This is a genomic window from Deltaproteobacteria bacterium, from assembly GCA_005879535.1.
Classification (GTDB): Bacteria; Myxococcota; Myxococcia; order Myxococcales; family 40CM-4-68-19; genus 40CM-4-68-19.
Genome location: VBKI01000084.1, coordinates 1 through 12540 on the forward strand (window position 1 = coordinate 1; position 12540 = coordinate 12540).

General features: G+C 65.8%; 10 protein-coding genes and 1 pseudogene. 7 read left to right on the forward strand and 4 right to left on the reverse strand.

What is annotated here, in order from left to right; all coding sequences use genetic code 11:
* The 5 genes from E6J58_19605 to E6J58_19625 all read left to right on the forward strand — a co-directional run.
* Positions 1-743, forward strand: a 743-nt coding sequence (locus E6J58_19605) for a serine protein kinase (protein TMB33810.1), incomplete at its 5' end; no start/stop codon positions are given.
* Between the two features lie 141 nt (positions 744-884).
* Positions 885-1544, forward strand: coding sequence for a hypothetical protein (locus E6J58_19610; protein TMB33811.1), 660 nt, complete (start codon positions 885-887; stop codon positions 1542-1544).
* 242 nt (positions 1545-1786) lie between these two features.
* On the forward strand, positions 1787-2896 hold the full coding sequence (locus E6J58_19615) for a DUF444 family protein (GenBank protein TMB33812.1): 1110 nt from the start codon (positions 1787-1789) through the stop codon (positions 2894-2896).
* The gene (locus E6J58_19620) at positions 2896-5598 is read left to right on the forward strand and encodes a SpoVR family protein (protein ID TMB33813.1); all 2703 of its coding nucleotides are present in this window, start codon (positions 2896-2898) and stop codon (positions 5596-5598) included. Before E6J58_19615 ends, E6J58_19620 begins: the two co-directional genes overlap by 1 nt.
* A gap of 20 nt (positions 5599-5618) precedes the next feature.
* Positions 5619-6095, forward strand: coding sequence for a hypothetical protein (locus E6J58_19625; GenBank protein TMB33869.1), 477 nt, complete (start codon positions 5619-5621; stop codon positions 6093-6095).
* A gap of 6 nt (positions 6096-6101) precedes the next feature.
* Here the strand turns inward: E6J58_19625 and E6J58_19630 are convergent, their stop codons facing one another.
* The 3 genes and pseudogenes from E6J58_19630 to E6J58_19640 form a co-directional block, all read right to left on the reverse strand.
* Positions 6102-7142, reverse strand: coding sequence for an ABC transporter permease (locus E6J58_19630; protein ID TMB33814.1), 1041 nt, complete (start codon positions 7140-7142; stop codon positions 6102-6104).
* Positions 7139-8050: an ABC transporter ATP-binding protein gene (locus tag E6J58_19635; protein ID TMB33815.1), complete on the reverse strand. Its 912-nt coding sequence runs from the start codon at positions 8048-8050 to the stop codon at positions 7139-7141. Before E6J58_19635 ends, E6J58_19630 begins: the two co-directional genes overlap by 4 nt.
* Before the next feature lie 2 nt (positions 8051-8052).
* Positions 8053-9728: pseudogene (locus E6J58_19640) on the reverse strand (DEAD/DEAH box helicase).
* A 58-nt stretch (positions 9729-9786) separates the two neighbouring features.
* On the opposite strand from E6J58_19640, the gene E6J58_19645 reads away from it, so the two are divergent.
* On the forward strand, positions 9787-10893 hold the full coding sequence (locus tag E6J58_19645; GenBank protein TMB33816.1) for a sigma-70 family RNA polymerase sigma factor: 1107 nt from the start codon (positions 9787-9789) through the stop codon (positions 10891-10893).
* A complete protein-coding gene (locus E6J58_19650) occupies positions 10890-11795 on the forward strand; it encodes a hypothetical protein (GenBank protein TMB33817.1) in 906 nt (301 codons plus the stop codon). Before E6J58_19645 ends, E6J58_19650 begins: the two co-directional genes overlap by 4 nt.
* Positions 11796-11798: 3 nt before the next feature.
* Here E6J58_19650 and E6J58_19655 read toward each other — a convergent pair whose 3' ends face one another.
* Positions 11799-12527: a hypothetical protein gene (locus E6J58_19655; GenBank protein TMB33818.1), complete on the reverse strand. Its 729-nt coding sequence runs from the start codon at positions 12525-12527 to the stop codon at positions 11799-11801.
* Between the last annotated feature and the right edge of the window lie 13 nt (positions 12528-12540).

Genomic DNA, 12540 nt, shown 5'->3' on the forward strand with positions numbered 1-12540 from the left:
ACAACATCAAGGAGCTGCGCAAGGAGGCGAACCGCGAGGGCATGGAAGGGATCAGCCCGCGGTACGTCCAGGACAAGATCTCCAACGCGCTGGTGAGCGACAAGGGAGAGGGCTGCGTCAATCCCTTCATGGTGCTCAACGAGCTGGAGAGCGGGCTCCGGCACCACTCGCTGATCTCCAGCGAGGAAGTGCGCAAGCGCGATCGCGAGCTGCTCTCGGTGGTGAAGGGCGAGTACGAGGACATCGTCAAGAACGAGGTCCAGCGGGCCATCTCCGCGGACGAAGACGCCATCGCCAAGCTCTGCGGCAACTACATCGACAACATCAAGGCGTACACGCAGCGGGAGAAGGTCCGGAACAAGTACACCGGCCAGTACGAAGAGCCGGACGAGCGGCTGATGCGGGCCATCGAGGAGAAGATCGACATTCCCGAGTCGCGCAAGGACGACTTCCGCCGCGAGATCATGAACTACATCGGCGCCCTGGCCATCGAGGGGAAGACCTTCAATTACCGGACCAACGAGCGGCTGCACAAGGCGCTGGAGCTGAAGCTCTTCGAGGACCAGAAAGACTCGATCAAGCTGAAGAACCTCGTCTCCTCGGTGGTGGACAAGGACACGCAGGAGAAGATCGACATCGTCAAGGATCGGATGATCAAGTCCTACGGGTACTGCGAGATCTGCTCCACCGACGTCCTCAACTTCGTGGCGTCGATCTTCGCCCGGGGCGATGCCAAGGACTGACGTTCGCGTCGTCTGGGCAGTGTGATGGGAGGACCTGTAGAGGCATCAGAGTCGCAGGTCCTCGACCGACGAGCCATCCGACGCTGGCTGCCGCGGGTCGGCGTCACCCTTGCGTTGCTGGTCGTTACGCCGACGTGTGCGGTGGAAGCCGCGTACCGGATCGAATTGCTGAATGTTCCGCGCCCGGTGCGACCCCGGCGCGAACTAGCGAAAATGGCTGCGGAAGCACTCTCGCTCGACTTGACGGGCTCGCCGGTCGCCGAGATCCGGCCAATCTGGCCTTGGCACGTTGCCGGCTTCCTCGCGGTGGCGTTCGGCAACGAATTTTTCCCTCTTGGGTCCCGGACCAGTCAGCAAACGCTCAAAAGCAGCAGCCTTCAACGAGCGCGAGCGGTTCCTACAACCACGCTTGTGTATGACACGTTGATTGCCGCCGGGATACCGCCGGACTTTTACCGGCGGTTTGCCCTCCAGATGTGGATTAGCCGCAACTGGACCGGCGCCGAGGCACTCGCCGCGTGGGCGGATTCCAATCGCATGGCCGAACGAGCCCGCCTCCTTTACGGGAAGGAATTGTCCTCACTCGACGCGGTGGAGTTGGCGGGTCTGGTCAGCTTCCTCCGTGCTCCCTTCCGGATGCGAAAGTCAGCCGGGGCCTGGTTCGCCGCACGCCGGGATCTGTTGCAGCGCATGGCCGATACCCAGCTCATCACCGAGTCCGCTCGGGCGGCCGCGGATCGCCTTCCCCTGCCTGCGCCTCCGTTGACCACACCCGCCTCCGATGCTGTAGATGGCCCTTGATTGGGCCTCCCGGCTTCGCCGTCGAGTGTCGAGGCACCTTCCGTAGGCCGAGGCACGCTGAATTTCATTGGCGGATGCTCCCTGCGTGCGTCCGTTCCGGCGAGGGGTCGGTCATGCGCGTGTGTCTTCAATGCATGAAGGACCGGGGCAGGCTTCCCGTCCCGTGAGCTGCTGCGCAACGCTCGGTACAACAACTTTGATCGGCCGCACTTGGGGGCTACACTGACCTGTGGAGGCCCCGGGTGCCGCTGAAGATCAAACAGGACCACAGCCGGTTTCGCGAGATCATCCGCGGGCGGATCAAGGAGAACCTTCGCAAGTACATCCAGAAGGGGGAGATGATCGGGAAGAAGGGGAAGGACCTGATCACCATCCCCGTCCCGTCCATCGACATCCCGCACTTCCGATACGGCCACAAGGACCAGGGCGGCGTCGGCCAAGGCGACGGCCAGCCCGGCACCGTGCTCGCTCCCGGAGCCGTGGAAGGCGACGGCAAGGGCAAGGCGGGGCAGGGCGAAGGACAGCACTCGCTGGAAGTCGATCTCTCGCTCGACGAGCTCGCCGACATCCTGGGCGAGGAGCTGGCGCTCCCGCGCATCCAGAGCAAGGGCAAGAAGAACCTCACCACGCCCAAGGTGAAGTACACGGGCGTGCACACGACCGGCCCCGAATCGCTTCGACACTTCAAGCGCACCTACAAGCAGGCGCTGAAGCGGAGCATCGCGTCCGGGACGTACAACCCGCTGATCCCGATCGTCATTCCGACCCGCGAGGACAAGAGGTACCGGAGCTGGCGGCTCACCGAGCTGCCGCAGTCCAATGCGGTAGTGATCTACATGATGGACGTCTCCGGCTCGATGGGCGACGAGCAGAAGGAGATCGTCCGCATCGAGAGCTTCTGGATCGACACCTGGCTGCGCGCCAACTACAAGGGCCTCGAGACCCGCTACATCATCCACGACGCGGTGGCGCGCGAGGTGGATCGCGAGACGTTCTTCCATACCCGCGAGTCCGGCGGGACGATGATCAGCTCCGCCTACAAGCTCTGCCGCGACATCATGGACGGGGAATACGATTCCGGCTCCTGGAACATCTACCCGTTCCATTTCTCCGACGGCGACAACTGGAGCGCAGACGACACGCGGACCTGCGTCTCGCTGCTCAAGGGCGAGATCCTGCCCAAGGTGAACCAGTTCGCGTACGGGCAGGTGGAGAGCCCCTACGGCAGCGGCCAGTTCATCAAGGATCTGCGCGAGGCCTTCGACGCGGTCGAGAACGTCGCGCTTTCCGAGATCGCCAACAAGGACGCCATCTACAACTCCATCAAGGACTTCCTCGGGAAGGGCTCTTAGTGAACGAGAACAAGGACACCCGCCTTCCACCGCACCTGAGTGACATCCAGCGCGAGATCGAGGGGTACGCGAAGGGGTTCGGGCTCGACTTCTACGAGACCATCTTCGAGGTCCTCGGCTACGACGAGATCAACATGGTGGCCGCCTACGGCGGCTTCCCCAACCGCTACCCGCACTGGCGGTTCGGGATGGAGTACGAGCAGCTCTCCAAGGGATACGAGTACGGCCTCTCGAAGATCTACGAGATGGTGATCAACAACAATCCCTCGTACGCATACCTGCTCGAGTCCAACATGGACGTGGACCAGAAGCTGGTGATGGCCCACGTCTACGGCCACGTCGACTTCTTCAAGAACAACTACTCGTTCCAGCACACCAACCGGAAGATGATGGACGAGATGGCGAACCACGCCACCAGGCTTCGCCGCATCATCGACAAGGTGGGTATCGAGCCGGTGGAGACGTTCATCGACCGGTGCTTCTCGCTGGAGAACCTGATCAATCAGCACGCGCCGCACTTTCCCGCCAAGAGCCGCGACGAGGTGGTCGAGCAGCCGATCGAGGTTCGCGGGTTCAAGACGGACCGCGAGTACATGTCGCACTTCATCAACCCGCAGGCCTTCCTCGACGAGCAGCGCAAGAAGCTCGAGGACGAGCGGGCACAGAAGAAGAAGTTTCCCGAGAAGCCGGAGCGCGACGTGCTGGCGTTCCTGATCGAGCACGCGCCGCTGGAGCGCTGGGAAGCGGACGTGCTCTCCGTGATTCGCGAGGAGGCGTATTACTTCGCGCCGCAAGGGCAGACGAAGATAGCAAACGAAGGCTGGGCATGTATCGAGAAACACTCGCGAATTTTCACTTCGCGAGGTCTGGTGACGATGGGCGAGTTGGTCGACGGACTGGCCGACAAGGTTTCGGACGGCGAGTGCGCGCGACGCGTATGCGACCGCAACATCATAAAGGACCATGCGACCGTCTCGATCCGCACGCGACGTGGCCTCAAGCTCACTGGCTCGAACAATCACCGCATCGTCGCGACCAATGGGTCGTGGGTTCGGCTTGATGAGCTTTCTATCGGCGCGCGAGTCCGGGTTTCGGGAGGCGCCGGCATCTGGCCGCACGACCGCATACCGCTGAGCTGGCGCCCTCCGCGGCGAATGACGCAAAAGGATGTCGCCGATCGCGCCGGCGTGTCACATCAGACCGTTGCTCGTGCGCTCTCGGGTCTGCGTATTCGCAAGAATCCCGAGCGCGTGGCGACCGCGCTGGCGCTCTATTCCAGCGCTGAGAACGTGGCTCTGCAGGAGCAGTTGCCTTCCAAACGTGAAGCGATCGCCGTGCCGGATGAGGTAAGCCCCGACCTGGGCGCATTCCTTGGGTACCTGGTCGGAGACGGCCACATCAGCCGGGTCAAACACCATCTCGGACTCACCACTGCGGACGTCGAGTGCATCGAGCACTTCGCATCTCTGGTCCACGGACTCTTCGGACTGCGTTGCATCGTGAAGTGGGATGATGGCCGGTACCGCGTGCTGGTTCATTCGGAGAATGTTTCTGACCTCCTCGTCGAGGAATTGGGTCTGACTCACGGCCCGAGTGCACGTCACAAGCAGGTCCCAGAGGCCGTTCTTCGGTCCCCAAAGGAAGTCGTCGCTCCGTTCCTTCGCGCGTACTTCGATTGCGATGGCTACGCCGGAAGGCAGGGCGTCATCCTCGGCACCTCCAGCGAGGTGATGAGCGAGCAAGTGCAACTCATCCTGTTGAACTTCGGCATTCTCAGCCGGCGCAGGCCACAGCAGGACGGGTGCTGGCACGTGGTGATCGTGGGCGCATCGGCCGAGAAGTTCCTCAACGAGATTGGCTTCGGTCTGTCCCGCAAGCAGCAGGCGCTCACCGACTACGTCCACCAGCGGAAGTGGTTCAAGGAAGAGAAGTGGGAAGACGAGATCGTCGAGATCACCCACGGTCGCGCGGACGTCTACGACATCTCCGTTGAGGAAACGCACCGCTACGCCGCCTGCGGGTTCATCAACCACAACTCGTACTGGCACTCGACGATCATGACCACCCGCGCCCTCAAGGACAGCGAGATCGTCGACTACGCCGACCACCACTCGGGCACCATGGGCACGCGCCCCGGCGCCATCAATCCGTACAAGCTTGGCATAGAGCTCTGGCGTTTCATCGAGGATCGCTGGAACAAGGGCCGCTTCGGCAAGGAATACGACGAGTGCGACGATCTCCGCGCCCGCCGGGCCTGGGACAAGAAGCTGGGCCTGGGCCGCCAGAAGATCTTCGAGGTCCGCAAGCACTACAACGACGTCACCTTCATCGACGAATTCCTCACCGCTGACTTCGCCGCCGAGCAGAAGCTGTTCGTCTACGGGTTCAACGAGAAGGCGAACCGCTGGGAGATCCTCGACCGCGAGTTCCAGAAGGTGAAGAAGAAGCTGCTCCAGCAGCTGACCAACTTCGGCCAGCCGATCATCGAGGTGATCGACGGCAATTTCGAGAACCGCGGCGAGCTCCTCCTCGCGCACCGCCACGACGGCGTCGATCTGCGCATCGACTACGCGAAGGACACGCTGGTCAACCTGCAGGCGATGTGGCGCCGGCCGGTAGGCATCGTCACCCGCGTCGACGGCAAGGGCGTGCTCATGCGCTTCGACGGCCGCGACCATACCGACCGCAAGGTCGAGCTCTGATGGAAGGGACCGGCCCCGTGATCGAGAAGGGGCTGCGGGGAGGCGTTGCCCGGGCGTTCAGCCTCACCGAGGACGTCGTCTACGCCGGCATGGGTATCCTGCTCGCATTCAGCGCGGCGGCGCTGCTCGTCTCCGGCGCCATCGAGCTCTGGCGCGCCACGATGGAGGGCGCGCCGCTCAAGGCCGTGATTGGGCTGCTCGACAGGACGCTGCTGGTGCTAATGCTCGTCGAGCTGCTCTACACCGTACGCGTCTCCTTCCGGCAGCATGCGCTGTTGCCGGAGCCGTTCCTGATTGTGGGTCTGATCGCGGCGACGCGCAGGATCCTCGTGGTCACGGCGGAGTTCTCGGTGAAGGGCGAGGCACAGCCCGGACGCTTTCGGGAAGGAATGGTGGAGATCGGCTTACTCACCGTGATGGTGGTGGCGCTGGTCGGATCCCTCCTGATGCTCCGCCGCCGCGAGCAAGCGGCAAGGCCTGTCGTCGTCGAGAGCTGATCGCAGTCACCTCCAGCGGAACACGCGCAACGCCGCGAAGAACGTGACCGCCGCGGTCAGCGCCAGAAGCCCGAGCTGCCCGGCGACGGCGACCACACCCGCGCCATCGATCATCACTGCCCTGACCGCGTCATTCAGGGCGGTCAGCGGCAACACCCGCAGGAAGGGCTGTACGGCGTCCGGAAAGCGCGCGGTGGAGAAGAAGACGCCGGAGCCCACGAACATCGGCAGCATCACCAGGTTGATGAGCCCGCTGACCGTCTGCGTATTCTGCGCCCGCGAGGCGACGAGCAAGCCGATCCCCGCGAACGCCAGCGCGCCCACGAGCGAGATCCCGAGCAGCAGAGGGATCGACCCGGCGACGCCCACGCGGAAGACGAGCCAGGCGAATCCCAGCAGGACCGGCAGCTCCAACAAGAGGAACAGCGCGCGCATCACCACGAACGACCAGAGAAACTGCGCGCGCGACATGGGCGTCGCCACCAGCCGCTTGAGCAGCTTCTTCGTCCGCATCTCCGTGACCACGTAACCGATGCCCCACATCCCCGCCGACATGAGGTTCATCCCGAGCAGCCCCGGGATGAGGAAGTCGATGTAGCGCGAGCCCGGCTCGGTCACCGGCTTGTCGATCGTCGCGGGAGACCCAGGTGGATGCAGCGCCGCGTCGGCGAGAGCGCGGGCCAGGCGGCTCTCTGGCCGCGCGGGATCGTAGAGATACGAGATCGGCGGGCCGGGCAGCACGACGAGGTCCACCTTGCCGGTGCGCAGCGCCTCCCGCGCCGCCGGTTCGTCGAGAGGGCGCGAACGGAGCTGCGGGTCGGAACGGAGGGCGCGGTCGAGCTCGGCGGACGCCACCGCGATGGCCGCCGGTTCGGCGGGACGGTTCCGGAACGCGATCCCCAGCGCGATGGAGAGCAGCAAGGGAAAGCCGAATGTCCAGAACACCGCTCCCGGCTCGCGGAAGAAGAGCCGCAGGCGGGCCAGGGTCAGCTCCCACAGGGCGGGGCTGATCGAGGCGGACCTCAAGCCGGCGGTCGGAGCGTTCATTCGCGCAGGCGCCTTCCGGTCAGGTGGACGAAGACGTCCTCGAGCGTCGCATGGTGCGTAGAGAGCCGCGTCAACCCGAGCGGCTCCGCGCGGGCGAGGATGGCCGGGAGCGCGACGTGGAGCTGCTCCACGGTGAGCGCCACGCCATCCGCGCTCCGCCGGGCGCTGCGCACGGAGGGGAGTCCGCTCCAGCCGTCGGTCTGCGTCGGACTCTCGGTAGCGAACTCGACGACCTGCTGGCCTCCGAGAGAAGCGATCAACTCTTGTGGCGTTCCGAGCGCGATCACCTTGCCCTTGTCGACGATGGCGACGCGGTCGCAGAGCCGCTCGGCCTCGTCCATGTAATGCGTCGTGAGCAGCACCGTCCTGCCGCGCGAGCGGAACCCGAGGACGACGTCCCAGAGCTGCCGCCGCGACTGCGGGTCCAGGCCCGTGGTGGGCTCGTCGAGGAAGAGCAGCTCCGGATCGCTGACCAGCGCACAGGCGACGGCGAGGCGCTGCTTCTGCCCGCCCGAGAGCCGTTCCGTCCACGATGCGCGCTTGTCGGACAATCCGACCAGCTCGAGCACTTCGTCGAGCGGGCGCCCGCGCAGATAGAACGAGCGGAACATGCGCAGGTTCTCCTCCACCGTCAGCTTGTCCGGCAGGTGCGTCTCCTGGAGGGAGACGCCCAGCCTCTGCCGGAGCGCGCGCTCGTCGCGCTCCCAGCGCATCCCCAGCACCTCGACGCTGCCTGCGGTGGGCTCGTTGAGGCCTTCGAGGATCTCCACCGTGGTCGTTTTTCCGGCGCCGTTGGGGCCGAGCAGGCCGAAGCACTCGCCGGCGCGCACTTCCAGATCGAGCCCGTCCACGGCAACGAGATCGCCGTACTTCTTCACCAGCCGTTCACAGCGGAGCGCGGACGCCACAGCTACCTGCGCCTCGGACGCGCGACCTCGATGCGGACCGGCTTGTCCTTGAGCGTGTTCCCGCTCGCCGCCACGTATGCGTCGCGCGCTTCGGGGCGGACGAGGACGTAGGCGTAGCGCGGCTTCACCTCCGCCGCGAGGGCGGTGTCGCGGGGCTGGCCGGCAAGCTGTGAAAGCGCCGACATCAAGCTCTCCGCCGTCCACCCCTGCTCGGAACCTTGCTCGACGTAGAGCTTGACCCGATCGCCCGCCGTGTCCGGTGCCGGCTCGCGCGCGCCGTGCGGCGCTGCTTCGAGGCGTGGTTTGCGGGGGTTGCGATCGCGCTTCCGCCGCGCTTCCTTCTGCTCCTTCTGCACCTTCTCGACCTGATGGCTCTCGAGGAGCTTCTCCCCGGCGGCGCGGATCTGCGCCTTCTCCATCCGGTGGTGGGTGAAGAAGTACCGCAGCGCATAGGCGACGAGCACGCGCCCGTCATCGCGCGCCGCCAGGTCCTGCGCCAGCGACAGGAACGCCTCGAAGGCGACGCCGCTCTGCATCGCCTCGCGCAACTCGCGCATGTGCTTGTTGGTCCAGAGGGCGCGCGCCTCGTCCGGCGCGGGCAGGCTCCGCACCTCGAAGACGATCCCGTACTTCTTCTCCAGCGCCGAGAGCGTGTTCAGCTCCGCTCCGGAGACCAGGCTGATGGCGGTGCCCTTCTTGCCGATGCGCCCGGTCCTGCCCACCCGGTGCAGGTACACCGCCGGATCCTCGGGGAGCGAATAGTTCAACACGTGGGAGAGGTCGCTGATGTCGATGCCGCGCGCGGCGATGTCCGTCGCCACCATGAACCGCACCTCGCCGCGCTTCACCTTGGCCACGCGTCGAGCCCGTTGCGGTTCAGCACGTTGGCGATGAGCTCGGTGTCGGTGCGCAGGTTGCAGAAGATGATCGCGCTCTCCGGGTCCTCGCGCTCGATCAGGTAGAGGAGGTTGCGCGGCTTCGGGTACTGGTCGACCAGGTGGTACAGCACGTTGTGGATGTGCTCCACCGTGAAGACGTCTCCCGAAAGCAGGATCGTCTCGGGGTTGCGCAGGTACTTCTGCGCGAGCTGGTCGATGTCCGGCGGAACGGTTGCGGAGAAGAGCAGCGTCTGGCGGTCGGACGGCAGCCGGTCGAGGATGCGCGTGACCTCCTCGTAGAAGCCGGCGGAGAGCATCTCGTCGGCTTCGTCCAGCACTGCGATGCGCGCAGTGTCCAGCTTGAGGTTCCCCCGGCGGATGTGGTCGTAGACCCGCCCGGGCGTTCCCACGATGACCTCTGCTCCCTCCGTCAGCGCGTCGGTCTGGGCGCCCATCCCGGCGCCCCCGTAGATGGCGACGACACGGAGGTCCTTGTACTTGCCCAGCGCTTCGATCTCCTGCGCGACTTGCAGCGCCAGCTCGCGCGTGTTGCAGAGCACCAGGGCCGACGCCTTGCGGGTGGCCGAGGGGATGCGCTCGAGCAACGGAATCCCGAACGCGGCCGTCTTCCCGGTGCCCGTCTTGCTTCGGCAGATCAGGTCGCGGCCGGCGAGGATCGGACCGAACACGGCCACCTGCACCGGCGTGGGGGTGGTGTATCCCCGTTCGGCGATTCCCTTGCGCAGCTCTTCGGAGATTGGAAGATCAGCGAAGCTTGTAGTGGCGACGTAATCGCTCATCGTCTGCTTGAAGAGGAAAAAGTTAGCCTGTATAGCACCGCACCTTCTCGGAATACAGATGAGTCCCAAGGCGAAAGCGCCGAAATCGAAGAGGCCCGGAAAGCCGCCAAAGGCTCGCGCGCCGCGAAAGGCGCGGAACGACCGGCAGGACAAGAAGCCGCAGGAGAAGGGGCCGCTCGAGCCGGAAGTCCTGGAGCCCGAAGCGGTCGAGGCCGAGCCCCCCGACGAAGGGCCGGCTGCAGAGAACACGCTGCCCGTTCCCGTCGAGCGCGACCTCGCGCGCGCCGACGCGCTGCAGAGATACATGGCGGAGGTGGCGAAGCACGCGCTGCTTTCGCGCGAGGAGGAGCACGAGCTGGCGGTGAAGTTCCAGCGCACGCACGACCCGGAGATCGCTTACCGGCTGGTGACCGCGAACCTGCGCCTGGTGGTGAAGATCGCCCACGAGTACCGGCGGGCGGCATTCAGCCTCCTGGACCTCATCCAGGAAGGAAATGTGGGCCTGATGCAAGCCGTACAGAAGTACGATCCCTTTCGCGGCGTGAAGCTCTCGTCGTACGCGGCGTGGTGGATTCGCGCCTACATCCTGCGATACCTGATGGACAACTGGCGCATGGTGAAGCTCGGGACCACGCAGGCGCAGCGCAAGCTCTTCTTCAACCTGCGCAAGGAGCAGGAGAAGCTGCTGGCGCAAGGGTTCGAGGCCGCTCCCAAGCTCCTCGCCGAAAGGCTCGACGTGACCGAGCAGGACGTGCGCGAGATGGACCAGCGGCTGTCGAACGACGAGTTCTCCATCGACGCGCCGGTGGCGGTGGGCGGGCAGGACGAAGGCCGTCAGACGCACGGCGACCGGCTGGTGCAAACGGCGCCTCCGGTCGACGAGCAGCTGGCCGACGAGGAGCTGCGGCGGATCTTCAAGGAGAAGCTGGCCGAGTTCGGCAAGACGCTCACCGCCGACAAGGACAGGTTCCTCTTCGAGAATCGCATCGCTCCGCCCGACGATCGCGAACCGATGACGCTGCAGCAGATCGGCGATCTCTGGGGCGTCACCCGCGAGCGCGCGCGGCAGCTGGAGGCGCGCCTGACGGACAGGCTGCGCGACTACCTTCGCCGCGAGCTGCCCGACTTCGCCCAGCTCTCGGTCACGCCCGCGGAGGAGTCATGAGCCCGGAGCGGGCGGGCCTCAAGCCCATGGCTGCCGTCAAACCCGCGGGAGAGCCACCGCCGTCCAAGGCACCCGCTGCGGCCGCGCGGAGGAGCTTGTCGGCCCGGCATCCATGGCTCGCTCCGCGGATCGCCATTCCCGTCGCCGCCGTCATCGTCGCCGTCCAGCTTCCTTTCCTCCACGCCGTTCTGCGCGGCGCCGCGCCGGTGGCGGTCGCCGTTCCCTACAAGGACAACTTCGACCGGGCGACTCTCGGCGATGCCTGGTGGTCCAACGGTGGTCTCTGGCGCATCGCCGACGGCCGCGTCTACTCTCCGGGCGTCGGCAACAATCCGCTCTGGCTGAAGGCCAGGCTGCCTCCGGACGTGCGCGTCGAATTCGACGTGCGCAGCGAAGGGCCCGACGGCGACATCAAGTGGGAGATGTACGGCGACGGCCGAAACCACTCCACGGGCTACATCTTCCTCTTCGGAGCCTGGCGCAACCGCGAGTCGCGGATCTGCAAGCTCGACGAGCATGCGCTGACGCAGGACGAGGCCCGGGCCCAGCTCGCGGCTACGGCGCGGCCATATCCGCGGCAGCGGGAGCTCATGGAAGCGATCCAGCAGCCCTTCGTCCAGTGGAGCGCGCGCAGGGACCTTACGCAGATGGAAAAGGGCGAGTACTGGCAGCGCGACACGCCGTTTGTCGTGAAGCGCGGCGACCTCAAGGTGGAGCGCGGCCGCACCTACCACGTCGTGGTCACCAAGCACGGCGGGAAGCTTCGGTGGGAGATGGACGGCCAGCTCGCGCTGGAGATGGACGACCCGGCTCCGCTCTCCGGAACGGGCCACGACCGCTTCGGCTTTTCGAGCTGGGCGAACGATACCTACTTCGACAACCTGAGCATCACGCCGCTCTGATGATCACTCCGGTTCGGGCAGTCCTTCTGCCGGGTCGGCGGCGGCGGCGCTTTCCGCTTGTGCCGCGCGCTCGTATACCGGCTGCCGCGCCGCGAGCGCCTTCTTCAGATCCTCGTCGTCCATCTCCCGCGTGCGCCCCTCCAGCTTCCTCCGTCTCCACTTCTCGCGCTGCAGGGCAAGGACGACGAGCGGAATGGCCAACGCCGCGATCAGCCCGAGCACCCAGCGGACGTCGTTCAGTCGCCAGAGGATCGCGCCGCGCTGATGAGGAGCCCAGCCGATGGTCGCGCCGAGGGCGGCGCAGCCCGCCGCGAAGAGCGGGGGGAGCAGGATCTCGATCTTGCGCTGCCGGGTGATCCCCAGGAACAGGCCGATGCTGCCCGCGACCGCCGCGACGGGAACCCAGGGCCCCTTCAGTGCGGCGACGCCGGCCCCCGCCGCAGCCGCGAAGAGTCCTCCGAGCAGCGCCGCCGTTCCCCACGCGTCTGCGACCACGCCGAAGAGCGCGGCGAGCACCGCGGCGATGACGGCCGTGACCGGTGCGACCCACGCATGTCCGACGCCTCGCAGCCCGAAGAACGCGCAAACAAAGACGCCCGCGGAGAGCATGGCCGCGTTCACAGCCCGTTGCCCGCGCGGCCCGAGAACGGTCGCGACCAGCGCCAACCCGAGCAGCACGTAGGCAACCCACGCTGGCGCACGCATCGCCGTGTCGGCGGCAGACTGGAGCATCTCCTGCAGCGCG